This is a genomic window from Aeromonas sp. Marseille-Q7275 (assembly GCF_965119515.1).
This window is the reverse complement of record NZ_CBCPLW010000033.1, coordinates 1-25,158: the sequence shown is the minus strand read 5'-3', so window position 1 is coordinate 25,158 and position 25,158 is coordinate 1. Positions and strand designations below refer to the sequence as shown.

The 25,158-nt window shown below is 64.0% G+C and carries 24 protein-coding genes; 4 read left to right on the top strand and 20 right to left on the bottom strand.

Annotated features, from left to right (window positions below; all coding sequences use genetic code 11):
- Positions 1–342: hypothetical protein (locus ACWPWQ_RS20745; RefSeq protein WP_454010656.1), on the top strand; the 342-nt coding region annotated here is incomplete at its 5' end.
- Positions 343–394: 52 nt separating this feature from the next.
- On the opposite strand, the gene ACWPWQ_RS20740 is transcribed toward ACWPWQ_RS20745, so the two are convergent.
- From ACWPWQ_RS20740 to ACWPWQ_RS20715, 6 genes are all read right to left on the bottom strand, one after another.
- Positions 395–1,351 (bottom strand): D-2-hydroxyacid dehydrogenase, encoded by a 957-nt coding sequence (locus tag ACWPWQ_RS20740; RefSeq protein ID WP_342059465.1) that lies wholly within the window; start codon positions 1,349–1,351, stop codon positions 395–397.
- A 121-nt stretch (positions 1,352–1,472) separates the two neighbouring features.
- Entirely contained in the window at positions 1,473–2,225 is a 753-nt protein-coding gene (locus ACWPWQ_RS20735; protein ID WP_202046491.1) for a DUF3530 family protein, read from the bottom strand.
- 107 nt (positions 2,226–2,332) lie between these two features.
- Positions 2,333–2,944, bottom strand: coding sequence for a DUF2238 domain-containing protein (locus tag ACWPWQ_RS20730; protein WP_247625741.1), 612 nt, complete (start codon positions 2,942–2,944; stop codon positions 2,333–2,335).
- Between the two features lie 199 nt (positions 2,945–3,143).
- Positions 3,144–3,710 (bottom strand): elongation factor P, encoded by a 567-nt coding sequence (efp, locus tag ACWPWQ_RS20725; protein ID WP_011707002.1) that lies wholly within the window; start codon positions 3,708–3,710, stop codon positions 3,144–3,146.
- 43 nt (positions 3,711–3,753) lie between these two features.
- Positions 3,754–4,947: an elongation factor P maturation arginine rhamnosyltransferase EarP gene (gene earP, locus ACWPWQ_RS20720; RefSeq protein WP_454010655.1), complete on the bottom strand. Its 1,194-nt coding sequence runs from the start codon at positions 4,945–4,947 to the stop codon at positions 3,754–3,756.
- A 94-nt stretch (positions 4,948–5,041) separates the two neighbouring features.
- On the bottom strand, positions 5,042–6,085 hold the full coding sequence (locus ACWPWQ_RS20715; RefSeq protein WP_454010654.1) for a GMP reductase: 1,044 nt from the start codon (positions 6,083–6,085) through the stop codon (positions 5,042–5,044).
- Positions 6,086–6,480: 395 nt separating this feature from the next.
- Between ACWPWQ_RS20715 and rloA3 the strand changes: the two genes are divergently transcribed.
- Positions 6,481–6,981, top strand: a complete 501-nt coding sequence (gene rloA3, locus ACWPWQ_RS20710) for a retropepsin-like aspartic peptidase RloA3 (RefSeq protein ID WP_454010653.1) — start codon at positions 6,481–6,483, stop codon at positions 6,979–6,981.
- 77 nt (positions 6,982–7,058) lie between these two features.
- Here the strand turns inward: rloA3 and ACWPWQ_RS20705 are convergent, their stop codons facing one another.
- The 7 genes from ACWPWQ_RS20705 to ACWPWQ_RS20675 form a co-directional block, all read right to left on the bottom strand.
- Positions 7,059–8,501, bottom strand: coding sequence for an ATP-binding protein (locus ACWPWQ_RS20705; RefSeq protein ID WP_429108981.1), 1,443 nt, complete (start codon positions 8,499–8,501; stop codon positions 7,059–7,061).
- Positions 8,498–9,190, bottom strand: coding sequence for a response regulator (locus ACWPWQ_RS20700; protein WP_454010652.1), 693 nt, complete (start codon positions 9,188–9,190; stop codon positions 8,498–8,500). Before ACWPWQ_RS20700 ends, ACWPWQ_RS20705 begins: the two co-directional genes overlap by 4 nt.
- A gap of 81 nt (positions 9,191–9,271) precedes the next feature.
- Entirely contained in the window at positions 9,272–9,907 is a 636-nt protein-coding gene (locus ACWPWQ_RS20695) for a tetratricopeptide repeat protein (RefSeq protein ID WP_454010651.1), read from the bottom strand.
- Between the two features lies 1 nt (position 9,908).
- On the bottom strand, positions 9,909–10,757 hold the full coding sequence (locus tag ACWPWQ_RS20690) for an SDR family oxidoreductase (RefSeq protein WP_454010650.1): 849 nt from the start codon (positions 10,755–10,757) through the stop codon (positions 9,909–9,911).
- Positions 10,754–11,410, bottom strand: a complete 657-nt coding sequence (locus ACWPWQ_RS20685) for a TenA family transcriptional regulator (protein WP_342059713.1) — start codon at positions 11,408–11,410, stop codon at positions 10,754–10,756. Before ACWPWQ_RS20685 ends, ACWPWQ_RS20690 begins: the two co-directional genes overlap by 4 nt.
- Entirely contained in the window at positions 11,407–12,900 is a 1,494-nt protein-coding gene (locus tag ACWPWQ_RS20680) for an AMP-dependent synthetase/ligase (RefSeq protein WP_342059712.1), read from the bottom strand. Before ACWPWQ_RS20680 ends, ACWPWQ_RS20685 begins: the two co-directional genes overlap by 4 nt.
- Positions 12,897–13,562: a thermostable hemolysin gene (locus tag ACWPWQ_RS20675; protein ID WP_342059711.1), complete on the bottom strand. Its 666-nt coding sequence runs from the start codon at positions 13,560–13,562 to the stop codon at positions 12,897–12,899. The genes ACWPWQ_RS20680 and ACWPWQ_RS20675 overlap by 4 nt, the downstream gene beginning before the upstream one ends.
- Before the next feature lie 130 nt (positions 13,563–13,692).
- Here ACWPWQ_RS20675 and ACWPWQ_RS20670 point away from each other — a divergent pair, with 130 nt between their 5' ends.
- Entirely contained in the window at positions 13,693–14,334 is a 642-nt protein-coding gene (locus tag ACWPWQ_RS20670) for a class I SAM-dependent methyltransferase (RefSeq protein ID WP_342059710.1), read from the top strand.
- Positions 14,335–14,408: 74 nt separating this feature from the next.
- A complete protein-coding gene (locus ACWPWQ_RS20665) occupies positions 14,409–15,629 on the top strand; it encodes a winged helix-turn-helix domain-containing protein (RefSeq protein ID WP_454010649.1) in 1,221 nt (406 codons plus the stop codon).
- A 76-nt stretch (positions 15,630–15,705) separates the two neighbouring features.
- Here ACWPWQ_RS20665 and frdD read toward each other — a convergent pair whose 3' ends face one another.
- From frdD to mscM, 7 genes are all read right to left on the bottom strand, one after another.
- Positions 15,706–16,062, bottom strand: coding sequence for a fumarate reductase subunit FrdD (frdD, locus tag ACWPWQ_RS20660; protein WP_025326128.1), 357 nt, complete (start codon positions 16,060–16,062; stop codon positions 15,706–15,708).
- 11 nt (positions 16,063–16,073) lie between these two features.
- A complete protein-coding gene (locus ACWPWQ_RS20655) occupies positions 16,074–16,472 on the bottom strand; it encodes a fumarate reductase subunit C (RefSeq protein WP_139435736.1) in 399 nt (132 codons plus the stop codon).
- An 11-nt stretch (positions 16,473–16,483) separates the two neighbouring features.
- A complete protein-coding gene (locus ACWPWQ_RS20650; protein WP_005317203.1) occupies positions 16,484–17,218 on the bottom strand; it encodes a succinate dehydrogenase/fumarate reductase iron-sulfur subunit in 735 nt (244 codons plus the stop codon).
- The gene (gene frdA, locus ACWPWQ_RS20645) at positions 17,211–18,995 is read right to left on the bottom strand and encodes a fumarate reductase (quinol) flavoprotein subunit (RefSeq protein ID WP_454010648.1); all 1,785 of its coding nucleotides are present in this window, start codon (positions 18,993–18,995) and stop codon (positions 17,211–17,213) included. Before frdA ends, ACWPWQ_RS20650 begins: the two co-directional genes overlap by 8 nt.
- Positions 18,996–19,510: 515 nt before the next feature.
- Positions 19,511–21,388, bottom strand: a complete 1,878-nt coding sequence (locus ACWPWQ_RS20640) for a methyl-accepting chemotaxis protein (protein ID WP_454010647.1) — start codon at positions 21,386–21,388, stop codon at positions 19,511–19,513.
- A gap of 159 nt (positions 21,389–21,547) precedes the next feature.
- A complete protein-coding gene (locus ACWPWQ_RS20635) occupies positions 21,548–22,225 on the bottom strand; it encodes a glycerophosphodiester phosphodiesterase (RefSeq protein ID WP_454010646.1) in 678 nt (225 codons plus the stop codon).
- Between the two features lie 24 nt (positions 22,226–22,249).
- Positions 22,250–25,158, bottom strand: a 2,909-nt coding sequence (mscM, locus tag ACWPWQ_RS20630; RefSeq protein WP_454010645.1) for a miniconductance mechanosensitive channel MscM, incomplete at its 5' end; no start/stop codon positions are given.

Below are 25,158 nucleotides of genomic sequence, written 5' to 3'. Positions count from 1 at the left end.
ATAGGCAAGCAGCTGGGGGGCGACACCGGCGCCCTGGTGGGGGCTGCCGTCGGCGGCGCGGCGGGCGGTGCGGCCACGGCCGACAGGGGCAACAAGAATGAGGCTGCCCTGGGTGGCGCCGTCGGTGCCCTGGGTGGCGCCGCCATCGGCAAGAGCGTGGGTGGCAGCACGGGCCAGCTGATCGGCGCCGGCATAGGCGGTGCCGGTGGCTCCGCCATCGGTGCCAGAACCGGCGATGGCCACGAGAGCAACAACAATCGTTACTATGACGACAGGCGCTATCACAAGCACCACAAGAAATACAAGAAGCACCGCAAGCACAGATGGCATGACGACGACTGAGATCTGCCAGGAGAGAGAAAGGGGCCAGGGGCCCCTTTTTCGTGTCCGTTCTCTAGACCAGTCGGTGCTGGCGCCTGCCAAGGTAGAAGGCGTTGATGTTGTCGATCAGCTGATCCGCGAGGCGCTGCATCGACTCCTCGCTGGCCCAGGCCACATGGGGCGTCAGGATGAAGTTGGGGTAACGCAGCGCCTGCATCAGGGGGTGGTCGGGGGGCGGCGGCTCCACGCTTGCCACGTCGAACCCGGCACCGCCGAGGCGACCGTTGCCGAGCGCCTCCAGCAGGGCCTGCTCGTCCACCAGGCCGCCACGGCCCACGTTGATCAGCAGGGCCCCCGGTTTCATCATGGCCAGCTCCCGCTCCCCGATGAGGTGGCGGGTGTAGGGGGTGAGCGGGCAGTGCAGGCTGATCACATCCGAACTCTGCAGCAGGGACTCCAGGGGCAATCTGTCTTCATCCCCGGGGGCGCCGACCTGGCTCTGGGCATAGAAGACCTCCATGCCGATGGCGCTGGCCCGCTGCCCCAGGGCCTGACCCAGGGTGCCCTTGCCTATGATGCCGAGGCGCTTGCCGTGCAGATCCATGATGGGGTGATCGAAGAAACAGAACTGGCCGCTCTGCTGCCAGCGCCCCTCTTGCAGGGACTGGCGCCAGGCGAACAGGTTGCGTGACAGGGCCAACATCAGTGCCATGGCATGTTCGGGGACCGAGGGTCCCGAATAGTTGCGGATGTTGCACACGGCGACATTGGCGGCGCGGCACGCCTCCAGATCCAGGTTGTCGCTGCCGGTGGCCGCCAGGGCGATCAGGCGCAGCTCCGGCAACTGGGCCAGCTCGTCCTTGCCGATGCGGATCTTGTTGATGATGGCGATGCTGGCGCACTTGAGCCGCTCCACCACCTGTTCCGGTCTCGTCTCGGGGTAGCTTTGCCAGTGATGGGGGAAATCGGGGCGACGCAGATTGATGCCGGCGTCCAGGGTGTCACTGTCGAGAAACACGATTTGCTGCATGAAGCCTCCTGCCGTTCGCTGCCGCGTGGGAGTCGCCATGATGCCAAAGATGGGGGGCGGCTGACCAGCACGGATGCAGACGGGCCGGATGGCCCAACTCCATGCTCTCTAGCAGTTCGGATCAGATCCAGCCCAGATGGGTCAGCCAGCCCTGGATGCGCCCCGGCGTTTCGTCCAGCGCCATCAGGGCATAGGGGCGGTAGTTGAGCTTGTGGCTGCGGCGGCTCTCGCTCTGGCGCGCCTCGGCCGCCAGCAGGGGCCAGCGCCCCCCGTCTTCCTGATAGAGATCCAGGGTAGGGATGCTGGCCTGGGCCACCTGCTTGGCCAGGGTCTGGTTGCTCAGCTGGTTGGGAAAGAAACCGTCGAGCAGCACCAGGGCATCGGGGGCGGGCAACTGTTCGCTGGTGATGAGGTTGGCGGCCCAGGCCGCGCTGGTGCCTTGCGCCAGCAGCAGCTTGAAGCCGCCCTCCTGCAGCTTGGCATCACCTAGCTTGACGATGCGCTCGGCAAATTGCTGGCGAAATGCGTCAATGTTCTCCTGCTTCTTCTCGGAGGCCGGATCCAGCTCTGTCTGCTGGGGGGAGGGGAGCAGCAGCAGGGTGTCGAAGCCGAGCCGCCCCAGCTCCCGGGTCAGCTGCCACAGCTGGCCGCTGCGCTGCCAGTCCGGCAGCAGGATGGCGAGCCCCAGGTAGCTGTCGCCGTCGTGCTTGGCAAAGAGCACCCGCTGCTTGTCGATCCGGGTGCTGTCAGGCATCCCCTTCCAGTCGCTCTCCTGCCAGTGATCGAGCGGGGCTGGGGGCGAGATCTCGTTGGCCGGCAAGGTGGTGCTCGCCAGCAGGGTCAAAAACAGCAGTGGTAAGGATAATCTGGCCATGATGCGCTCCCCGGTTGACTGGGTTAGCGGCGGCGTGCCGGATTTCTGAAGGGGGTCGGGGGATCCAGTAGCAAGAGGGAAGGGGCAGGCCCCTTCCCTCGACGGGCTCAGGGCCGGGCAAGCCTGCCGAGCTGGCGGTCGTGCAGGGGGGAGAGCAGCAACAGGGCACTGACGGCCCCCACGAGGGCACAAAACATGTCTGACTGGGTATCCCAGGGATCCCCCTGGGTGCCGAGGAACTCGTCGGCGCCCTGACCCAGTGCCAGTGCGGCGCCCCACTCGATGAGCTCATAGCTGGCGCTGACGGCGAGCACCACGCAGATCACCAGAAACACCAGCATCTTCTTGCCCTGCACATGGTGGCCGCGCAGCAGTATCTCGCGGCAGGCCAGGGCGGGCACGAACCCCTGGAAGAAGTGGCCAATCTTGTCATAGGGGTTGCGGCTGAGATCGAACCACTGCTGCAGATCGAAACCGAGTGGCACCCGGGCATAGGTGTAAGCGCCCCCCAGCATCAGCACGGCCCCGTGCAGGAAGATGCACAAGTAGAGCAGGCTGGTGAGGGGGTAGCTGCGCTGGCTCAGCAGCAACAGCGGCACGACGATGAGCACGGGGGCGACTTCCAGCAGCCAGGTGACCCTGTCATAGGGTTGCCAGCCGGAGAGCACCAGCAGGACCAGGGTGAGCAGCAACAGCAGGAGTTTTTGATGAGATGTCATAGGGAGCCTGTGGCGAAGGAAGAACCTGACTTCATGGTGTAGCCCCAATCGGCGCGAGACGAAAAGGGGCAGGGGAATTCTCCCTCAAGGGGCGGGCCGCTGTCACTGACCGGGGCTGAATGATCGCAGGGCCGGTGCCCATAAAAAAAAAAGCGAGCCTGGGGCTCGCTTTTTTCAACACGGGCGTGAAGCCGTCAAATCAGTTGACGCGACGCTTGAACTCGCCGGTGCGGGTGTCGATTTCGATCTTGTCGCCGATCTCTACGAAGGCGGCAACGGCCAGCTCGTAGGTGGTGCCTTTCAGGCGGGCCGGCTTGGTCACTTTACCGGAGGTGTCGCCACGGGCGGCCGGCTCGGTGTACTCGACTTCGCGAACGATGGTGGTCGGCAGTTCGACGGAGATGGCTTTCTCGTTGTAGAAAGTCACTTCGCAGATGTCTTCCATGCCGTCAACCATGTAGTTCAGGGCGTCACCCAGGTTGTCTTTCTCGACGTCGTACTGGTTGTACTCGGTGTCCATGAAGACATACAGGGGGTCGGAGAAGTAAGAGTAGGTGCACTCTTTACGCTCCAGCTGAACGACTTCCAGCTTGTCGTCGGCCTTGAATACGGTCTCGGTGGCGCTGCCGTTCAGCAGGCCTTTCAGCTTCATCTTGACCACGGCGGAGTTACGGCCGGATTTGTTGAATTCGGCTTTCTGGACCACCATCGGCTCGGTACCGATCATGACGACGTTACCAGCGCGGATTTCCTGTGCGGTTTTCATGTAAAAATTCCTGTTCGTATACGGGCAGATAAAAACTGCCAGATTATATACGGCTTTCTAAAAATTTCACCAGCCGAGTGACGAGATCCCTATCGGCAAGCAACTTCTGTGACCAGCTTCGCGCATGTTGTTGCCAAACAGTGCCGAATTGCGGCCATTGGGCCCAGAGTTCGCGCACATCCTGCCCATGGTTGAGGGCATGGTTGAAGGCGCGCAGCCACTGGCCGCCATCGGTCGGCAAGTCGGCCAGATCTGGCAAGCTAGATAAGTAGTGGTCGAGGAAATCATCCAGCTTGGCAATGTGAGCCTGATCGTCCTGGGGATAGATGTGCCACAGGAAGGGCCGCGCCGCCCACTGGGCTCGCACGAAGGAGTCTTCGCCGCGCACCAGGTTGAGATCGCAGCTCCACAGCAGCCGATCGTAGCCCGCCTGGCTCGTCATCGGCAGCAGTTTGATGGCAAGCTGCCCCGCCTGCAGCAGATCCCCCGCCCTGGCCGTGCCGATGGCACTCTCAAGCCCTGCGCCGCTGAGCACGTCGTTGAGGGAGCGACCGAGCGGCAGCAGCAGGGTGACCGGGGTGGCGCCCTGGCTCCAGCACTGGACCAGGCTTTTCAGCGCCTCGCTCTCGTAGGTGAAGAGGCTGATCCGCAGCTCGTCTTGCGCCCTGGGCGGCAGCCCCAGGCTCGCCCAGTAGGCGGCAAGGCCTGCCTCATCCTGCTGCCACCGCTCCCGCTCGGCGATGAGGTCACGCTCGCACAGGAGGCCACCGGTCTTAGCCGTGAAGCCCGGGAAGAAGAAGTATTTATTGAGGCTCTGGTTACCCACCCGCTGCGGCGAGGCGAGGCCGTGGCAATCCTCGACCCAGCTCTCTGCCGAGAGATACTCCAGATTGATCCAGCAGGGGGGCGGGCTCTGCTCGGCCATGCGTTCGATAAAGGGGGCGGGCAGCTGGCAGGCGAAGGCCTCTATGACCACTCTGGCCGGGATGGCATCCGCTGGCAGGGGGCCCTGCCAGCGCTGGATGTGAATTCCCTCAACCCACTGGCGATCCAGCGCGGGATCCAGCCCCGGACAGATACGGGCGAAGCTCGCCAGATCGTCCACCCAGAGCCGCACCTCTCCATGCCCCTCCCGCTCGAGCTGGCGGGCCAGCCGCCAGGTGACGCCGATGTCGCCGAAGTTGTCCACCACGGTGCAGAAGATGTCCCAGTCAAAGGGGGGCAGGGGGCTTGTCATGGCTCGGGGTTCCAGATGCAAAAAACCGGTGCGCAGGGTAGCACACCGGTGACTTGGCTTCTAACCGTCAGCGCGTGACGGTGGCTGCGGCAGGTTACTCCTTGCCGTAGACATTGTTCTCCTGCTCGCGCACCCGGATAAAGGTGGTGCGCTTGGTGAGCTCTTTCAGCTGGCTGGCGCCGACGTAGGTGCAGGTGGATCGCACGCCGCCGAGGATGTCACGCACGGCGTTCTCGACCGGACCGCGGTAGGGCAGCAGCACCGTCTTGCCCTCGGAGGCGCGGTACTCGGCGACGCCGCCGGCGTGCTTGTCCATGGCGCTCGACGAGCTCATGCCGTAGAACTTCATGAAGGGGGCGCCATCGACGTCCACCACCTCGCCGCCGCACTCCTCGTGGGCCGCCAGCATGCCCCCCAGCATCACGAAGTCGGCGCCGCCGCCAAAGGCCTTGGCCACGTCACCCGGGCAGGTGCAGCCGCCGTCACCGACGATCTGGCCGCCGAGGCCGTGGGCCGCATCGGCGCACTCTATGATGGCGGAGAGCTGCGGATAGCCGACGCCGGTCTTGACCCGGGTGGTGCAGACCGAGCCCGGGCCTATGCCCACCTTGACGATGTCGGCGCCGGAGAGGATCAGCTCTTCCACCATCTCGCCGGTGACCACGTTGCCCGCCAGGATGACGTGGTTCGGGCAGGCTTCACGGATCTTGCGCAGGAACTCGACGAAGTGCTGGGAGTAGCCGTTGGCCACGTCCACGCAGATGAAGCGCAGTGCCGCCGACATGGCCAGGATCTGGCGAGTCTTGATGAAGTCCTCTTCCGAGGTGCCGGTGGAGACCATCACATGGCCGAGCAGGGCAGGATCTGTGTCGTTCACGAAGGCTTGCCACTGCGCGAGGCTGTAGTGCTTGTGTACCGCCGTCATCATCTCGAAGCCCGCCAGGGTGCGTGCCATGGCGAAGGTGCCGACGGTGTCCATGTTGGCGGCGATGACGGGCACCCCCTGCCACTGGGTCCGGGTGTGCTTGAAGGTGAACTGGCGGGTCAGGCTGACCTGGGAACGGCTCTTGAGGGTAGAGCGCTTGGGACGAAACAGGACATCCTTGAAACCGAGCTTCAAGTCTTCTTCGATACGCATTGCAAATTCCTTATTGAGCCTTGTGAACGTCACTTTGCAGTGGCTTATTTTCGGCAGGCACAAAAAAACCGCAGGTTTTCAAGGCCTCCGGTTTACAACAGTCTAGGCAAAAATCCCGCCAGAACAAGACTGATAATTCGCTCATCATTGTGGTAGCCTTTGGCGTCACAACCCGAGGTTGGCCACCAGCTTCATCCAGCACCTCGCCATGGCCCCTCTCCCCCCTCTTTTTGCACCTTGCCTCAGAGTCAACTGCTGTCGGATCCCCCATGCCGTGAACGCCAGAAGCCCGGGTTCTGGGCGCCTGCGCCACGTTTGCCAGTTGACAGGGGCCTGCGTGCTGCCCACTCTGGCGCAGAGGGCCAGCGTGGGCCCGCTTCGACGAGGAGAACACATTGTCCGTATCACACAAAGCCGGCTGGTTGTTGCTGGCCAGCCTCTGCTTCTCATCGGGCGCCTGGGCCGCCCCCACCGTCTATGGCTGGATAGAGAAGGGCGTGCTCATGCCCGGTGGGGTGGCGGTCAAGATGAAGCTGGATACCGGCGCCCTCACGTCCTCGCTGGATGCACGGGAGCTGCACCACTTCAAGCGTGACGGCAAGCCCTGGGTGCGCTTCACCCTGGCACTGACCGATGCCAACACCGACAAGGAGGTGCGCCAGACCCTGGAGCGGCCGGTGGAGCGCAGCGTGACGGTGCGCGGCGCCGGTGGCATGGAGGAGCGCCCCACGGTCACCATGTCCATCTGTGTCGGTGACAAGGTCTACAAGGAGTGGTTCACCCTGCGGGATCGCAGCGACATGATCTATCCCGTGCTGCTGGGTCGCCGCCTGCTGGCGGAGCTGGGGCCGGTGGACTCTTCCCGCACCTTCACGGTGCAGCCGAGCTGCGGCTAGGAAGGCCGCGTTGGGATCATCTATGGTGCGCGGGGGCTTGGGCCCCCGCGCTTTTTCTTTGCTGAGGCCTGCGCCGCCTATGCCGGACGCGGCGGGGCGGGCAGCAGCACGCTCACCTCAAGGCCCCCCTCTGGCCGGTTGTGGATGTCGAGATCCGCGCCGTGCAGCTGCACTATGCGCTGGACTATGGCCATGCCAAGGCCCACCCCGTCCCCCTGCTGGGGATTGACCCGGAAGAAGCGCTCGCACAGGCGCGACAGGGCGGCGGTGGGGATGCCGGGGCCGTTGTCCCGCACATCCACCCTGACCCTGTTGCCCTCCTGGCTGATCACCACGGCGACCTCGCCGCCCACCTGGGTGTAGCGCAGCGCGTTGTCGATGAGGTTGCCAAACATCAGCTCCAGCAACATGGCCTGCCCCATCACCTGCAGATGCTCGTCCCCCTCCAGGGAGAGCTGCAGATCCTTCTTCAGGGCGATGGGGGCCAGGGTGGCCAGGGTGCCCTGCAACAGCAGGCTCAGATCCAGCTTGCCGAGCGCGGGGGCCTGCTGGTTGTCGATGCGGGCCTGGGTCAGCAGCTGGCGGATCAGGCGGTCGCTGCGATCGAGCGCCAACAGCATCTTGCGCAGCGCCTGCTCCCGGCTCTGCTCATCCTCGGCGGCCAGGGCGTTCTCGCTGTGGATGCGCAGCACCGCGAGCGGAGTGCGCAGCTCGTGGGCCGCCTCGTTGGTGAACTGTTTCTCCCGCTCTATGGTGTCTGCCAGGGTGTGCATCAGCCGGTTGATCTCCGCCACCAGCGGCGTCAGCTCCTCGGCCTTGATGGCCAGGTTGAGCGGGCTCAGGTTGGCGGGATGGCGCTCCCCTATCGCCTGGGTCAGCTGGTGCAGCGGGGCCAGTCCCCGGGTGACCAGCCACCACAGCAGGGCGAGCAGGAAGGGCAGGGTGATGAAGAGCGGCAGCATGGTCAGGGTGGCCATCTTGCTGGCCAGCTCCCCGCGCTCGTCATCCCGCTCCGCGACGATGAGCCAGGTGTGTTCATCCTCGTTGTAGAGGGTGAAGGTGCGCCACTCGTGGTGATCCTTGGTCTCGCTGTCGAAGCCGCGCTCCAGGGTGGCCAGGGGCTGACTCGGCGCATTGGGTGAGCGCAGCAGTATGGTGCCCTGCTCGTCGAGCAGCTGGAAGGTGAGGTTGCGCTCGAACTCGTGGCCGTAGGGGGTGAACTCGTTGTCCCGCCCCAGCTGGCTGAAGCTGCGCTTCTCCTGATGGGGGTCGTCGGGCACGGCCTGCTCCCACTCCTGGTAGACGGCCCCGTTGCTGGGCAGCTCGCCGCGCTGCTTCAGATAACGGCTGAGCAGCTGGTTGGTGATGCGGGCGGACTGGGCGAGACGGGCATCGAACAGCTCCTCCATCTCGTGGTTGGCTTCCAGGTAGCCGATGAGGCCGCTGACGGCCAGGCTGAGGCTGACCAGGGCCAGGATGCCGGAGAGCAGGAAGCGGCGGATGGAGCGGACGCGACTCATGGGGTGGGCATCCCTCTGCTGCCCGGGGTATCTGGCTGCGGCACTATGTAGCCGACGCCGCGGATGTTGCGGATGAGCTCGGGGAAGAACTTCTTGCGCAGGTGGTGAATGTGCACCTCCACCGCATTGCTCTCGGCCCCCTCGTCCCAGCCATAGAGGCTCTGCTGCAGCTGATCCCGGCTCAGCACCCGGCCGCTCTGGGTGATGAGCTCCTGCAGCAGCTTGTATTCGTGGGGGGTCAGCCTGACCGCCTCCCCCTGATAGGTGACCTGCTGGGATTCGGGGTAGATGAGGATGTCGCCATACTCCAGCACCGCCTGGGCCTGCCCCTTGCTGCGGCGCACCAGGGCGCGCAGGCGGGCGTTGAGCTCCTGCAGGGCGAAGGGCTTGACCATGTAGTCATCGGAGCCCGCATCCAGCCCCAGCACCCTATCGTCCAGGGCATCCCGGGCGGTGAGGATGAGCACCGGCAGCACCTGCCCCTCCCGTCGCAACTTGCGCAGCAGGCTGATGCCGTCGATGTCCGGCAGGTTGAGATCTAGGATGAGGGCGGCAAACTCCTCGCTCTTGAGCGCCGACAGGGCGGGCAGCCCCTGCTGCAGCCAGTCCACCGTGTAGCCGCTGCTGCGCAGGGCATCCACCATGCCATCCCCCAGCATCACATCATCTTCCACCAACAGGATCCGCATTGTTCTCTCCCTCAAATGACGCTGCCCACCAGTATGCAAGTTGGTGGGCAGAGTTTAAATAGCGCACTGTTCTGCTTGTGTTTATAGCTTGGCGAGACGCTCGCGGATCTCCGTCCTGCGCCCTTCGTCCGCCAGCTCGCGGCCCGGTCTGGCCGGGGCGGCCAGGGCCTTGTCCAGGTAGCGCTTCGCCTGGGCCTTGTCCCCCTGATCCAGCAGGAAGTCGCCGTAGAAGAAGTTGGGGTCGATGCCGTTGGGGTTGATGGCGAGCGCCTGCTTGAGCAACTGCTCGGCCTTGTCGTCATCCCCGAAGCCGACCGGCCAGCCCGGCACCTGGTAGTAGAGCGAACCCAGGCTGGTGTAGGCGGAGCCCTCCAGCGCCTTGGGATCCTGCTTGATGGCGATCTCCAGCCTGGCCTTGGCCTCCTTCACCAGGCTGAGGGCCCCGAGGCCGCCCTTGGCGCCAGCCCAGGTGCTCTTGACGATGGCGGACCAGATCAGCAGATCGGTACGAAAGGCTTCCTTGGCACTGGCCTGATCCGCCTGGGCGCTCAGGGTCTCCAGGCAGCTCTCCTTGGCCTTGCCGGTCTCCTGATACTGGCAGTGGGCCCACTGTTGCTGAATGGTGGGCAGGGCATCGGCGGCCTGAACCAGGCTGCTTGCCAGGGCGAGCAGCAGGACGCTGTGACCAAATCGGGGGCGCAAAGTGGCGTGTTTCATCTCAATGTTCCTTCTCGTTCGTGGCACAGGCGGAGTTGTCCCCGTGATCTGTGGCCAGGGGGGCGGGGTGGCGGGCATGGCGTTCGATGACGGGCAGCTGTCTGGCCAGCGCCCTGTCGACCAGGGCGGGCAGCAGGGCATTGAGCCGCACGAACAGCTTCTCCGGCCAGCCGAGCCAGCGGCGGCGTGTCTCGTTGCACAGGGCGATGACGGTCTCCTCGGCCACGTCCTGGGGGCTGTCGGTCCGGGTGCCGAGCTCGGCATTCATGGCGTAGGCCGCCTCGGAGTTGAGATGAGTGCGGGTGGCGCGGGGGGCAAAGTGCAGCACCTTGATGCCGGTGCCCTCCAGCTCCCGCCCCAGGGCCTCGCTAAAGCCGCGCAGGGCGAACTTGCTGGCGCAATAGACGCTGTAACCGGGATAGCCGATGGCCCCGAGGCTGGAGCCTATGTTCATGATGACGGCGGGCTTGCGCAGCCGGGGCAGCAGGGCGCGGGTGAGCTGGATGGGGGCCTCGATGTTGAGCAGCAGCTGGCGCGTCACCTGCTCGCCGCTCTGATCCTCCAGCCAGGCGAACTGGTTGCAGCCCGCGCTGTTGATCAGCACATCCAGGCCTTCTTCCAGCGCCGGGTGCTGCAACAGCCTGGCCCGCTCCTGGGGCGAGCCCAGATCGGCGGTCACCGTCTGGTGGCGCTCCGAATGGGGCAGCTCCTTGCGCAGGCGCTCCAGGGCGCTGGCCCGGCGTCCGTGCAGCAGCAGGTGCGCCCCCTGGGCCGCCAGCTCCATGGCCAGGGCTTCCCCTATGCCGCCGCTGGCGCCGGTGAGCAGTATGCGTTTCCCTTCAAGCTTCATTGGCAGGATCCCGTGAGCTGATGGAGCATGTCGCCATAGAGGCGGTAGACCACCCTGGCCGAGTGAATGATGGCGGCCTGATCGGCGGCGTCTTCCACCTGGTTCATCAGGGATTCGAAGAACTTGAGGTGCTCCTGATCCAGGGCGCCGTGGGAGCTCAGGTAGCTCATCGCCTGGGGCGGCAGGCCCAGACCGCGCTTGAGCTGGTCCGCCACCGTCAGGGCGATGGCGACGCTGGTGCCTTCCAGCACCTGTACCATGCCGAAGAAGCCCATGGGGTTGCCGCGCTGGATCTGGTCGTAGAGGAAGGCCACCATCAGCTCGATGGGCAGGCCGGGCCGGCCGTGGCGCACCGCCTCGGCGTCACCGCCGCAGGCGCGGATGTCGTTCAGGATCCACTCCTGGTGGCCGTACTCCTCGTCGATGTACTCCCGGATGGCGCCGCGCACCCATTCGTACTCCTGTCCCAGCTTGCCGCCGGTGGCCATCAGGAGCGGCACAGTATGGCGCACGTGGTAGTAAGCCTCTGCCAGGAAGGCGAGGTAGGTCTCCCGGCTGATGTCGCCGCGGCGGCAGGCCTCGATGATGGGGGCATTGAACAGGTGCTCGCGCTCGGAGGCGGTGGCTTGTTGCAGGGTCTGGTAGAAGCTCATGAGGTCTCTCCTGTGAGGCCTTGGGTCAGGCATTGGTCGATCTGCCGGGAAAAGTGGTGATAAATCTCGTTGCGACGGGGGCGGCCGTTGGCGGTCAGCAGGCCGGGGTGCTGATCCAGCGCCACCGGCAGCCAGTGATGGATGCGGGCGTAATCGGGCAGTTGCTGGTTGAGCCGGGCAATCTGCTCGGCCAGCTGGAACTGGGTGCCCGGCAGCGGCTGGATCAGGGCCACGTTGGCGGGCTGGCCGTCACCGAAGATCACGATGCGGGCGATGGCCGGGCAGAGCTGGGCCTGGGCCTCCACCCATTCGGGGGAGAAGTTGCGGCCAAAGGCGGTGATCTGCACGTTCTTCTTGCGCCCCGTGATGTGGAGAAAACCATCCTCGTCGATCCGCCCCAGATCACCGGTGGCGATGAGCGGGATGGCGGGCGCCTCTTCCCCCAGATAGCCGAGCATGGCGCTGCCGCTCACCATGACTTCGCCGTCGGCGGCGATAGTCACCTGGCAGTGGGGCAGGGGGCGGCCGACGCTGCCCGGACGGTCGGCGTCCGGGCCGTTGAGCGCCACGACAGAGCCGCATTCCGACAGGCCATAGCCCTCATAGACAGGGAGCCCCAGAGTGCGGGCATGTGCGATGAGCTCGGGGGCCACCTTGCCGCCACCGACGGCGACGAAGCGCAGCCCCTTGAGCCGCTCGGCCAGGGCCGGGGTAATGGCGCACAGCGCCAGCAGCAGGCGCAGCAGCTCGGGCACCAGCACCAGGCTGTGGCTGGGCCAGCGCGCCAGGGCCTGGCCCAGCATGGCCGGGTTGAGGGTGCTGGAGCCGGTGAAGCCCAGCTCGCCGAGGGACGGGATGCGGCTGCAGGCGCCAGTGAGCAGCGGCACGTACAGACCGGTCAGATTCTCGAGCAGGGTGGCCAGGGGCAGCAGGGTCAGGTGCTGTTCGACCCGGGCAGGGGCGACCCGCAGGGCCAGGGACTCGCAGACCGCCGTCATCTGGGCAAGGGAGAGGCAGACCCCCTTGGGCTGGCCCGTGGTGCCCGAGGTATAGGTGATCTTGGCGGTGCCCGCCGGCAGCTCGGGCAGGCTGGCGGGGGTACGGCGCCACAGGGGCAGCGCCTGTTCATCCGGCCTGCCCGTCATCAGGATGAGGGGGGCGGCTGCCTGCCAGGCCTCATGCTCGGGGCCCACCAGGGCATCGGCCCCGCTGCTCTCCAGCAGCCATGCCTGCTGGGCCGGGCTGAAGAAGTGGGGCACCGGGATGACCACTATGCCGGCCCGGGTGCAGGCCAGATCGATCAGCGCCCAGGGCAGGCCGTTGTCGAGCTGCAGGGCCAGGCGGCGAATGCCGGCTTGCCGCAGGCGGTCGGCCAGGTGCTGGATCTGCTGCCACAGGGTCTGGTAATCCAGCTCGCCCTGGCTGCCTTGCAGTGCCGGTTGGCTCGGCGTCAGGCCGGCGTGGCGGGCGATGGCGTCGAACAGGCTCATTGGGCGCACCTCTTGTCATGGCCAGCCTGGTTAAAAAGCATGGGCATGGGCCCCAGCAGGTTGAGCAGCAGGCTGCTCTGGGCGAGCACCTCGCGCCCCTGGTTGATGTCCCCGGCCATCACCTTGGGCTGGCAGCGGTAGTACTCCCCCCAGGCGCTGGCGTCTTCCCCCACCTGATGGGCCTGGGCGGGGGCCAGCTCCACCGGGTTGAGGCGCAGCCGGGCAAAGCTGTTGCGCAGCTTGGCGGTGCCGGTGAACACCACGTAGTCGAGGGCGTTGTCACACAAGAGCCGGCACAGGGCGGCAAACATCAGGCGGGCATTGCCCGGCTCGCTGCAGGCCAGGTTGCCCACTTCGATGATGCGGCTGCGGGCCGGACGTACCCCGAGGCGGGTTTCGATGGCGGCCTCGATGGGTTGCTCCAGATACTGCTCCAGATAGAGGGGCTGCCCACCCTCGCCGTTGCAGGCCTGGTTGAGGCCACAGGCGCCGACCAGCACCCCATCGGCCCGGTAGAGCCCGAGCAGGCAGGGCAGAAAATGGGGGATGCGGGCGTTGAATTCGAGGGTGTAGGCGGCCTGGATATAAGCTTGCAGCGCCATGACCTGCTGCGGGGAGTCGGCCAGGATCAACCTGTAGGGGGCTTGGATCTCTATGGTCATGGTTGGCTCCTTCTCTTGGGATGGCTTGAGAGTAAAAGGGCAAACTTAAGAAACCCTTAAGGAGTAAAAAAAGTTGTCAGGGAGGCGGCGGGCAGGCAATCTGCGCGGCTGTCACCCAGGAGGATCCGTCATGTCATCAAGCGCCAGCTGCCCCCTCTGCTCGGCTCGCCACAGCTACCCCCTGCCGGTGGCGGGCAAGCGCTATCACCGTTGTCTGGACTGCGAGCTGGTCTGGCTGGATGAGGCGGATCACCTTGACGAGGGCGCCGAGAAGGCGGTCTATGACGGGCACGACAACCAGGTGGACGATCCCCGTTATCGCGGTTTTCTGATGCGGGCCTTCGGCGAGGTGCTCTCCCGGGTGAGCCCTCCTGCCAGCGGCCTCGATTTCGGCTGTGGTCCCGGGCCTGCCCTCATCGCCATGGGGCGGGAGGCGGGCTTTGAGATGGCGGGTTACGACAAGTTCTATGCCGACCGGCCCGAGCTGCTGACGCGGCAGTATGACTTCATCACCAGCACCGAGGTGATCGAGCACATCGCCACCCCGCGCGCCGTGCTGGACCGGCTCTGGGGCTGCCTCAAACCCGGCGGCCTGCTGGTGTTGCAGACCCAGAGGGTGCTGGGAGACGAGCGTTTCAGGCAGTGGCGCTACCGCCACGATCCGACCCACATCGTCTTCTTCGCCGAGTCCTCGTTCCGCGCCCTGGCAGCCCGCTGGCAGGCGCAGCTCGAGTTTCCCCACGCCGATGTGGCCGTGCTCGTCAAACCCTGAGACGGGCGTTTTCATTTGGCCATGAGTTGGGCATGCTGGTGGCCTGAAACCTAGGAACGGATGCCCCTATTTCCATGTCGATCCCCCATTTGTCATTGCAAGACGCCCGCCACCTGCAACTCGCCGCCCAGGGGCTGCTGACCCCGCGCCGCGCCAAGGCTTCTCCCTCCGATCTGCTGGCCTGCATCAGGCGCATGGCGCTGCTGCAGATAGACACCATCTCGGTGGTGGCTCGCAGCCCCTATCTGGTGCTGTTCAGCCGGCTCGGCCATTACGATCCGCGCTGGCTGGAGCAACTGCTGGTCGATGGCGAGATCTATGAGTACTGGGCCCACGAGGCCTGCTTCGTCCCCCGGGAAGATTACCGGCTGTTGCGCCATCGCATGCTGGATCCCGCCGCCATGGGCTGGAAGTTCTCCGCCCAGTGGCTCAAGACCCACGGCGGCGAGATAGAGCAGATAGTCGAGCGGATTCGTCGGGATGGCCCGGTGCGGGCCGCCGATTTTGAGCGCAAGGAGGGCAAGGGCAACGGCTGGTGGGACTGGAAGCCCGAGAAGCGCCACCTGGAGGTGCTGTTCACCGCAGGGCGCCTGATGGTGCGCGAGCGGCGCAACTTCCAGCGGGTCTACGATCTCGCCGAGCGGGTCATGCCCGAGTGGGACGACGGGCGGGATCTGCCGAGTGTCGAGCAGGCCCAGCGGGACATGGTGCGCGCCAGCTGCCGGGCGCTGGGGCTGGTCAAGACCGGCTGGGTGGCGGATTACTACCGGCTCAAGCGCGGCAAATACGATGCCCTGCTCCATCAGCTGGCGGACGAGGGGGAGCTGTTGCCGGTGCGGGTGGAGGGGTGGCAGCACGGCGCCTTCGTTCACGCCTCTCTGGCCGATGAGCTGGCCCGGGCCCAGGCTGGCAGCCTCAAGGCGACCCACACCGCCGTGCTCTCCCCCTTCGATCCCCTGGTGTGGGATCGCAAGCGGGCCAGCGAGCTCTTTGGCTTTGACTACCGCATCGAGTGCTACACCCCGGCCCCCAAGCGCCAGTACGGCTACTTCGTGCTGCCCCTGCTGCATCGCGGCAAGCTGGTGGGCCGGATGGACGCCAAGGCCCATCGCAAGGAGGGGGTGTTCGAGGTCAAGAGCCTCTATCTGGAAGACGGGGTCAGGGTGACGCGCACCCTGGCGCAGGATCTGGGGAAGGCGCTGCAAAAGCTGGCCGACTGGCACCAGACCCCGACCCTGAAACTTGGCGCCATCCCCGCTCCCTTGCTGGCCCTGTGGCCAACACCGGGCCCTTAGCCCGCCGCTGCATATCAGCCAAACAAAAACCGGGCACTGGGCCCGGTTTTATCATCTGTTGCTGGCAACTTAAGGATTACTGGAGTACCAGCACCATCAGCAGGCCGACCGTGATGGCGGACACCAGGAAGGCGAAGCCATAGAACACATAGTGGTGCAGCTTGGTGGTGTGGATCCCGAGATCATGCAGGCCGTGGTAGATGCGGTGCATGCCGTGCCAGATGGGCAGGGCTATGATGACCAGCAGGATGCAGGCACCCCACCAGGAGCTGGCGAAGGCGAGCACGCGCTCGTAGCTCATGGTCTCCACGTCCATGATGCCCATGGGCACCAGCAGACCGGTAATGAGGACAATCACCGGCAGCAGCATGGCAACCACCATGCCACCGGCACCAAAGAGTCCCCAGTAAATGGGTTCGTCAGAACGTCTCATCATTAATCTCCTCAAGCCACGATGATCAGGATCAGCAGGGATACCGCCGCCAGTGCCACATATTGCGCGATGACGATCGGCTTCTCCGGCACCAGGTCTTCGCCACGGAAGATGCGCATGGCCTTGGGGGCCAGTGCGAACCAGGTCTTGGCGTGGAACAGGCAGGCGGCCAGGGCGATGACGTGGAACAGGATGGCGATGGGGCTCTGCAGGGACTCCAGCCAGCCGTTGAACGCCTCCTGACCCTGCACCAGACGCATCAGACCCCACATCAGCACCACGGCGTAGATGGAGACGAAGATGCTGGTGCCTTCGCGGATCATGTAGCCGGTGTAGAAGGCATTCTTCAGCCACCAGTCTTTCTTCATCTCGCGCACGTAAGGCTTACGCTTGCTCTCTGTGTTGTTCATGGTCTCACTCCTCAATCCGGCTTGAACATGGCGATCATGTAGTCCTTGGCGCTCTCGACCTTGCCAAGCTGGATGGCGGCGGCCGGATCCACGCCCTTCGGACAGACATCAGAGCAGTAACCCACGAAGGTACAGCCCCAGACGCCTTCGTCCTGGCTGATGATCTTCATCCGCTCCTTGGACGCGCTGTCGCGGTTGTCGGCGTTGTAGCGATAGGCCAGCGCCAGGGCCGCCGGGCCGGTGAACTTCTTGTTGATGCCATATTGCGGGCAGGCGGCGTAGCACAGGCCACAGTTGATGCACATGGAGAACTGGTGATACTTCGCCATGTCGGCCGGGGTCTGGGTGTACTCGCCGTCGCACAGGCTGCGCGGTTCGCTCGGGATGATATAGGGCTTGATGCTCTCCAGCTTCTCGATGAAATCGGACATGTCGACCACGAGGTCGCGCTCGATCGGGAAGTTGTTGAGCGGCTCGATTTTCATCTTGCCCGGCAGGTAGTCCCGCAGGAAGGTCTTGCAACCCAGCTTCGGAATGCCGTTGACCATCATGCCGCAGGAGCCGCAGATCGCCATCCGGCAGGACCAGCGGAAGCTCAGGGTGGAGTCCAGCTGATCCTTGATGTACTGCAGCGCATCCAGCAGGGACATCTCTTTCAGGTAAGGCACCTGGAAGGTCTGCATCCAGGGCTCGTTATCCTGCTCGGGGCGGTAGCGCAGGATTTCAATTTCGATCATCTCAGCCATTCTTCTTAGCCTCGTCTTGTTTCTCACCCTCGGAACCGTACACACGCTTGGCCGGTTGGGATTTAGTGATCTTCACATCGGAGTAATCGATGGTCGGGGCGCCTTCCTGGTTGTAGAAGGAGAGGGAGTGCTTGAGGTAGTTCACGTCATCCCGCTCTTCGTAACCGTCCAGACGCTGGTGGGAGCCACGAGACTCTTTGCGGTTGAGGGCGGAGTGGGCCATGGCTTCGGCCACGTCCAGCATGTAGCCCAGTTCGATGGCGTACAGCAGGTCGGTGTTGAAGACAGAGGACTTGTCGTTGATCTTGACCTTCTTGTAACGGGCCTTCAGCTCGTTGATCTTGTCGATGGTGCCCTGCATCAGCTCTTCGGTACGGTAGATACCGACGCCAGCTTCCATGGACATGCCCAGCTCGTTGCGGATATCGGCCGGGTTTTCGGTCCCGTCGATGTCGAGCAGGGAGAGGTGCTGCTTGATCAGTGCCTCGGCCTTGGCGGCCAACGCTTCGGTGTTACCGTGCTGCTGGGTCGCCGCGAATTCGGCTGCCTGCTCACCGGCCACCTTGCCGAACACCACGATCTCGGACAGGGAGTTGGAACCCAGACGGTTGGCGCCGTGCAGACCGACGGAGGCGCACTCGCCAGCGGCGTAGAGGCCCGGCATGCGGGTGGCGCATTTGCCGTCAGTCTCGATGCCGCCCATGGTGTAGTGGGCAGTCGGACGGACCGGGATCGGCTCCTTGACCGGATCCACACCCACGTAGGCCTTGGCCAGTTCGCAGATGAAGGGCAGACGCTCTTTGAGGTACTTCTCGCCGAGGTGGCGCAGGTCGAGGTGAACCACGTCGCCCATGGGGCCCTGGATCACGCGGCCTTTCTGCTGCTCCTGCCAGAATGCCTGGGAGAGACGATCGCGCGGACCCAGCTCCATGTGCTTGTTCTTCGGCTGGCCGACCGGGGTTTCCGGGCCCAGACCATAGTCTTGCAGGTAGCGGTAGCCATCCTTGTTGAGCAGGATGCCACCCTCGCCACGACAGCCTTCGGTCATCAGGATGCCGGTGCCCGGCAGGCCGGTCGGGTGATACTGGACGAACTCCATGTCACGCAGCGGTACGCCGTGACGGTAGGCCAGCGCCATGCCGTCGCCGGTGACTATGCCGCCGTTGGTGTTGTAGCGGTAGACGCGACCGGCACCGCCGGTGGCCAGCACCACGGACTTGGCCTGGATGAAGCGGGTGATGCCGTTCTGGATGTCGAAGGTCAGTACCCCCTGAACGCGGCCATCGTCCACGATGAGATCCAGACAGAAGTGCTCGTCATAGCGCTTGATGGTCGGGTACTTGATGGAGGTCTGGAACAGGGTGTGCAGAATGTGGAAACCGGACTTGTCTGCGGCGAACCAGGTGCGCGGGATTTTCATCCCGCCGAAGCGGCGGACGTTGGCCTTGCCATCCGGCTTGCGGCTCCAGGGGCAGCCCCAGTGCTCCAGCTGGATCATCTCGTTGGTGGCGTTGTTGACGAAGTACTCGACCACGTCCTGCTCACACAACCAGTCGCCACCGGAGACGGTGTCGTTGAAGTGGTTTTCGAGGGAGTCGTCATCACGGACGACGCCTGCGGCGCCACCTTCGGCGGCCACGGTGTGGCTGCGCATCGGATAGACCTTGGAAATCAGGGCGATTTCCAGCTCCGGGTGGGCTTCTGCAATGGCGATTGCGGCACGCAGGCCACCGCCACCGGCACCGATGATGGCAACATCGGTCTTGATAATATCCACATCTGCCTCCTTAGGGATAGATTTGCTGGGCACGATTTTGCTCTATGAAAAAAATTCAGGCTTGATGCAAGTCAAACTGCTTTGTTTTAGTGCTTGGCAACGGTGATTTTTATTACAACCACCCCATTCCTTGGATGAAAATGCCGTCATTATCGCCATCCATCAGTGATCTGGATCAGCCGTACTCGCTACTCTGGTGATTTTAACCCCAAGATTGTACGTAGTTTTCTTTCAAAAAAATGAGAAATGCCTCTCTTTTTAGGTATTACCCCTAAAGTTTTTAAGTTTTTTATCAGAAATGTTTAGTGATAACTATTATCACCTTGGGGGTGCTGCAAAAACATCGAAAAAAGTAATGCGAATATAGTCAGGGCAGGCACCAGTCGCGTCAGAATGATACTCGAATGGAGAGGCGGATCACAGAGTGTCCGGTGTCGAAAGGGAATTATAACCATTGAAACGAAAAGGGGTTATATAAAAAAAGGGGCCTGGACGGCCCCTCTTCATTGGCTCGATCAGATGCGGAACATGCCGACCTGATTGTTGAGCTCACCTGAAATATTTTTAAGTTGAGCCGAGAGATTGCGGGAGCTGTCCGCATCCACCGCCAGCTCGTCCGAGACGTCCTTGACCGCCTGGATATTGCGGCTCACCTCGTCGGTCACCGCCCGCTGCTCCTCGGCGGCACTGGAGATCTGGGTCGCCATGTCGGAGATCTGGTTGATGGAGGTGGTGATCTGCTCCAGGGCCTGGGTGGCATCGTTCGCATCTTCCACGCTGTTCTGGGCCAGCAGCTGGCCCTCGTGCATGGTGCTGACGGCCCCCTGGGTGTTGCGCTGCAGCGTCTCTATCATGCTGCGGATCTCGACGGTGGAGCTGTGGGTGCGTTGTGACAGTACCCGTACCTCGTCGGCGACCACCGCAAAGCCGCGACCCTGCTCACCGGCCCGGGCGGCCTCGATGGCGGCGTTCAGTGCCAGCAGGTTGGTCTGCTCGGCGATGCCCTGGATGGTGGAGAGTATGGTGTTGATCTCCTGGGCGTTTTTCTCTAGCTCCTGGATGATGCCGGAGGCCTGTTTGACCTGTGTGGCGAGATTCGTGATGGAGCGCTGGTTGCGGGCGATCACCTGCTTGCCGTGCTCGCAACTGCTGGAGGAGCTGCGGGCTGCCTCCGCGGTCTGCTCGGCATTGCTGGCGACCTCGACCGCGGTGGCGGACATCTCGTGCACCGCCGTGGCTATCTGGGAGATCTCGTTCTGCTGGCGCGCCAGACCCTGGTTGGATTTCTCCGCCATGTCGTGGGAGGACCTGGCCTGCTGGTTGAGCTGCCCGGAGGAGTTGGAGATGTCCTGCACCATGACGTGGATGCGCTCGATGAAGGTGTTGACGTGCTTGGCGACGGTGCCGACCTCGTCTTCCCGCTCGATCTTGATGCGGCGGGTCAGGTCGCCATGGCCGCGGGAGAGATCCGCGATCGCCTCGCCGAGGGTCTTCAGCGGGGCCAGGGAGCTGTTGATGGCCACGTAGGAGAAGCCCGCGACGATGAGGATGGTCAGCAGACCCTGCAGCAGGGCAGAGGTGACCATGCGGGAGACGGACTGGTAGGCGACCGCCTCGTCCACCACTATGCCGAAGTACCAGTTGGTATTGGGGATCTCGGTGAGGTCGAACACGCTGGCCTTGCCGCTGATATCCATCTCGGAGATGGTGTTGTCATGGGCCAGCTCGTTGACCTTGGCCGCCGTCAGCTCGGGGGAGAGGGCGGTGGCGGGCTTGAGGGTCAGCGCCTTGTCCGGGTGGGCTATGATGGTGCCGTTGCTGTCCACCAGGATGGCGTAGGTGCCTTCCGAGTTGATGGCCAGCACGTCGCGCACCAGGCCGTCGATGGAGACGTCACCGGCGATGACACCGTCGGTGTTGCCACGGCTGAAGGGCTCGGCGATGGTGATGATGAGGTTGCCAGACGCGGCATCGGCATAGGGGGCCGTGATGGCGAGCTTGCCGGCGGCCATGGCGTCCTTGTACCAGGGACGCTGGCGCGGATCATAACCGGCAGGCAGGTTGGTCTGCTTGCTCTGGATCATCTGGCCATCCTTGGTACCCACATAGACGAGGTCGAAGTTGCCTGCGTTCATGGACTGGGCCAGGTGGCTGAGGGGCTCATCCTCCTTGGTGAAGGCTTCCTTGGTGGCGGTGACGAGATTGATGCGCGCATCGAGCCAGCGGGAGATCCCCTTGACGTTGGCGATGGAGCTGTCGTCGATGAAGCTCCAGATCAGCCGCTGGGTTTCGCTGCGCAGCTGGGTGGTGTTGTACCAGACCTGCAGGCTGGAGATGACCAGGATAATGGCCCCGATGGCGAGGACCAGCTTGTTCTTGATGGATAGATTCATGTTTACATCCTTGTGAGCGTCGGTCTGAGATCTGTGTGGTGTTTGTTATTGTTATGAGCCAACTCTGTATCGGCTGAAAGTGGACTTTATGTATCCCGGTGCACAGGAAATTTTCGATCTTTTTTCACCTCCTGATGGGCCGCCAGGGCGCGCCGATACTCAGCTGAATCGATCTGGTCGGTTGGTAAAGATGCCATCGACACCCATGGCCGCCAAGGCAGCCCCATCACTCAGTTCGTCGACCGTGTAGACCAGGATCTTGAGCCCACGGCGATGGGCATCCGCCACCAGCCCGGCGTCGACAAAATCCACGTCGCAATTCAGGGACCAGGCTCCCAGCTCTTCGGCGAAACGGGCACCGTGCAGCGGCAGGCTGGCGGTCAGGGCGCCAAGCCGGATCTCTGGCCGCAGTGCCTTGAAGCGCGCCAGTTCGGGATGGTGAAAGGAGGAGACGACCCAGTGGGCCGGGGTGAAGCCAAGCTCCGCCTCGGCGCGGAGGGTCAGGGCCGCCACTGGCTCGGCGGTGTGCGCCCCCTTGAGCTCTATGTGCAGCTCGCAGCGCCCCGCCACCAGGCCCATCACCTGCCACAGGGTCGGGATCTTCTCCCCTTCTCCCGCATCCAGGCTCGCCAGATAGTCCCGGGACTGCTCGGTCAGCACCCCGTGGCCGTCGGTGCAACGCTCCAGCCGCCGGTCGTGGAAGACCCAGAGCTCGCCGTCTGCCCACTGCACGTCGAGCTCGATGGCGCCGACTCCGAGTGCGATGGCTATCTCCATCGCCTTGAGGGTGTTCTCCGGCGCCAGTTTGCTGGCACCGCGATGGGCAATGATCTGCATGATTGGCTCCTGCGTTGTCTGGGCTTAGCCCCGGCTCATCCGAATGTCGATCTGCTGGTGGGGCAGAGGCATGCCGAGCTGGTTGAGTTTCTCCAGGATCAGCGAATGGACCTCGTGGGTGATCGGCATCCGGTGATCCATGTTGTTCACATAGAGCCGGATCTCGTAGATGAGGGCCGAGTCGGTGAACTCGATCAGGAACACCTCTGGGGTGGGGGTATCCAGCACCAGGGTGGACTCCTGCACGCACTGCTCCAGCAGCTGCTGCACCCGCTTGGGCTCCTGGGTCAGGCCGATGCGGATGCGCAGCTTGACCCGGGTGATGGCATCGGACAGGGACCAGTTGATGAACTGCTCGGTGATGAAGGCCTTGTTGGGGACGATGATCTCCTTCCTGTCCCAGTCCACGATAGTGGTGGCGCGGGTCTTGATCTTGGTGACAGTGCCGGTCAGATCGCGAATGGTGACGGTGTCACCGAGCCGGATCGGCTTCTCGAACAGGATGATGAGGCCGGAGACGAAGTTCGCGAAGATCTCCTGCAGACCAAAGCCCAGGCCCACCGAGAGCGCCGCCACCAGCCACTGGGTCTTGGACCAGTCGATGCCGAGCATGGAGAAGCCGGTGAGGGCGCCGATGAGGATCACCAGATACTTGCTGACCGTGGTCAGGGCGAAGCCGGTGCCGGGGGAGAGGCTCAGGTGCTGGAGCAGGGTGAGCTCCATCAGCCCCGGCAGGTTGCGGGCGGTGACCACCGTCAGGATGAAGGCGAAGGCGGTCAGCATCAGATCCTGCAGGGTGATGGCGGAGAGCTGCTCTATGCCGGCCACCTTGCTGCTCACCTGCCACACCTCGATGCTGCTGAGGAAGCTGAAGGCGGAGTTGAGATCCGACCATTGCACCACCACCAGCATGGTGAAGCCCAGCATCAGCAGGGTGCGCACCAGGCCGAGGGACTGGGCGCTGATGGTGTCCAGATCCAGCTCGGGCTCCTCCACCGCGTCCGGGATCTCGGAGCTCAAGTCGTCATCCTCTCGCTCCCGCTGGGCCAGGATCTCGGCCCGCTTGCTCTTGGCGCGATCGAAGGCGAGGCGGCGGCGCTGGATCAGCATCCAGCGATGGGCCAGGTAGTAGATCAGCAGGCAGCCGAGCCCCGCCAGCAGGCTTAGCTCCAGCTGGCGCAGCAGGATGCGGGAGGTATAGAAGTAGCCGAACAGGGAGCCCAGCACCGCCAGCAGGGGGGCCAGCATCAGGCTGTTCCAGATGAAGTGGTGCAGCAGGTGGGGCTTGGTCATGTCCGCCTGGCCCCAGGTGAGCGGCAGCCTCTCCCGGTTGAGGCGGGCGAAGAAGAGCAGCAGCCAGAGGGCACCGATGATGAAGGCGAGGCGACCCAGGGAGTCGTAGACGGCGTGCTCCTGATAGCTGTTGGCCATGCCCTGCACGAAGAAGCTGGGGATCAGCACCAGCAGCAGGGTGCGGAACTGGCCCCAGACCCGCTGTACCGACTCTTTTGGCCAGCGGAAATGGAGGATGAGGATCCCCTTCTCCAGGGTCAGATGGCGGGCGACCAGCAGCGCCAGCAGCAGGAACCAGATCTCGCCAAGGCCCCGGGCCACCGCCACCGCGAAGGGGTATTGCCAGGCGCCGTCCAGCAGGCCGCGCATCATCAGCACCATGGCGGGCAGCGGCAGGGCCGCGAGCAGGGAGCGCACCAGCAGCCGGCTGGTGAGGCTGAACTTGTCCTGGGTCACCTTGCCGATGCGCGGGGCTATGTAGTGGCTGTACTGCACCAGGTGGCGCCCCAGCTTGGCCCAGCACCAGGCCAGCACCAGCAGGCCGAGCCCCGCCAGGGTCAGGGTCATGGGGTTGTTCTCCACTATGGCCCTGGGCAGTTGCAGCCAGTTGACGGGATCGAGCAGCAGGCTCAGGGCGGTGGGCACGCCGAGCAGGACGGCCGGGGTGAGCGGGCGTACGTCCGGCATCCAGAACAGGTGGCTGGCGCTGATCTCGCGGATTTCGTCGATCTTGCTGTTCTGGCGGCTGTAGAGCAGCTTGAGCCGGGTCTGCTCCTGAATGAGGGTATCCGAGGCGTCGTTGAGCCGGGTCAGCAGCTGGCGTCTGGCCTTGAGCAGGTTGTCGAGTACGGCGCGCTGGGCCCTGTCCAGGGTGATCTCATCCCCGCTGAGCAGGTTGTTGCGGATCTGCACGGGATCCTTCAGGGCATCCTGCTCTGTCTCGTACTGGTACTTCGCCATGCGCGCCTTGACGATGTCGGACTCCAGCTTCTCCAGGGGGAAGTAGGCAGGCAGATCCGCCAGCTTGCTGCGCAGGTTTTCGCCGTAGGCGTTGCTTATCTGCAGCCACTCCAGTTGCTCCCGCACCGAGTTGACCAGATCGCTCAGCCCTGACAGGGAGGTGTCGATGCCGCGCTGCTCGTCCTGTACCCGCTCTATCTGATCCTCCAGGGCGCCGAGTTGCAGGGAGAGCGCCTGGTTCTGCTGTTGCTGCTCCTGCAGCAGGGGCAGATCCGAGGTGAGCTGCCGGCGCAGCCGCTCGCTCTCCGCCAGCGCCTGCTCCGTTTTTTCTCGCCGCAGCTGGTTTTGCTGATTGAGCAGGCTGTTCTGCCACTCGTCCTCGTCCGTGATGGCGAGGTTGAGCTCCTGCAGCTTCAGCTTGCCGAGATCGTTGCGTTGCTGGGCGGAGAGCTGCTCCAGCTCCAGCATCTGGATCCGGTCGGAGAGGCTCTGCTCCTTGAGGCGGGTGGCCAGTTGCTGGGCCTCCTGCAGCCTGTCCGACTCGTTGCTGAAGCTCAAGCGATCGAGCTGGGAGCGGGTCTGCAGCAACTGCTTGCGCAGCTCATCGACCCGCACATGGTACTCCTGGCCCGTGCTCTCCAGCTGGTTGAGGCTGTCAGTCACCGCCTGGCGCTCCTTGC

Bases quoted from the DNA above. Each gene is read 5' to 3' on its own strand.
- ACWPWQ_RS20740 (WP_342059465.1), bottom strand. From the start codon at position 1,351: ATGCAGCAAATCGTGTTTCTCGACAGTGACACCCTGGACGCCGGCATC.
- ACWPWQ_RS20735 (WP_202046491.1), bottom strand. From the start codon at position 2,225: ATGGCCAGATTATCCTTACCACTGCTGTTTTTGACCCTGCTGGCGAGC.
- ACWPWQ_RS20730 (WP_247625741.1), bottom strand. From the start codon at position 2,944: ATGACATCTCATCAAAAACTCCTGCTGTTGCTGCTCACCCTGGTCCTG.
- efp (WP_011707002.1), bottom strand. From the start codon at position 3,710: ATGAAAACCGCACAGGAAATCCGCGCTGGTAACGTCGTCATGATCGGT.
- earP (WP_454010655.1), bottom strand. From the start codon at position 4,947: ATGACAAGCCCCCTGCCCCCCTTTGACTGGGACATCTTCTGCACCGTG.
- ACWPWQ_RS20715 (WP_454010654.1), bottom strand. From the start codon at position 6,085: ATGCGTATCGAAGAAGACTTGAAGCTCGGTTTCAAGGATGTCCTGTTT.
- ACWPWQ_RS20705 (WP_429108981.1), bottom strand. From the start codon at position 8,501: ATGAGTCGCGTCCGCTCCATCCGCCGCTTCCTGCTCTCCGGCATCCTG.
- ACWPWQ_RS20700 (WP_454010652.1), bottom strand. From the start codon at position 9,190: ATGCGGATCCTGTTGGTGGAAGATGATGTGATGCTGGGGGATGGCATG.
- ACWPWQ_RS20695 (WP_454010651.1), bottom strand. From the start codon at position 9,907: ATGAAACACGCCACTTTGCGCCCCCGATTTGGTCACAGCGTCCTGCTG.
- ACWPWQ_RS20690 (WP_454010650.1), bottom strand. From the start codon at position 10,757: ATGAAGCTTGAAGGGAAACGCATACTGCTCACCGGCGCCAGCGGCGGC.
- ACWPWQ_RS20685 (WP_342059713.1), bottom strand. From the start codon at position 11,410: ATGAGCTTCTACCAGACCCTGCAACAAGCCACCGCCTCCGAGCGCGAG.
- ACWPWQ_RS20680 (WP_342059712.1), bottom strand. From the start codon at position 12,900: ATGAGCCTGTTCGACGCCATCGCCCGCCACGCCGGCCTGACGCCGAGC.
- ACWPWQ_RS20675 (WP_342059711.1), bottom strand. From the start codon at position 13,562: ATGACCATAGAGATCCAAGCCCCCTACAGGTTGATCCTGGCCGACTCC.
- ACWPWQ_RS20670 (WP_342059710.1), top strand. From the start codon at position 13,693: ATGTCATCAAGCGCCAGCTGCCCCCTCTGCTCGGCTCGCCACAGCTAC.
- ACWPWQ_RS20665 (WP_454010649.1), top strand. From the start codon at position 14,409: ATGTCGATCCCCCATTTGTCATTGCAAGACGCCCGCCACCTGCAACTC.
- frdD (WP_025326128.1), bottom strand. From the start codon at position 16,062: ATGAGACGTTCTGACGAACCCATTTACTGGGGACTCTTTGGTGCCGGT.
- ACWPWQ_RS20655 (WP_139435736.1), bottom strand. From the start codon at position 16,472: ATGAACAACACAGAGAGCAAGCGTAAGCCTTACGTGCGCGAGATGAAG.
- ACWPWQ_RS20650 (WP_005317203.1), bottom strand. From the start codon at position 17,218: ATGGCTGAGATGATCGAAATTGAAATCCTGCGCTACCGCCCCGAGCAG.
- ACWPWQ_RS20640 (WP_454010647.1), bottom strand. From the start codon at position 21,388: ATGAATCTATCCATCAAGAACAAGCTGGTCCTCGCCATCGGGGCCATT.
- ACWPWQ_RS20635 (WP_454010646.1), bottom strand. From the start codon at position 22,225: ATGCAGATCATTGCCCATCGCGGTGCCAGCAAACTGGCGCCGGAGAAC.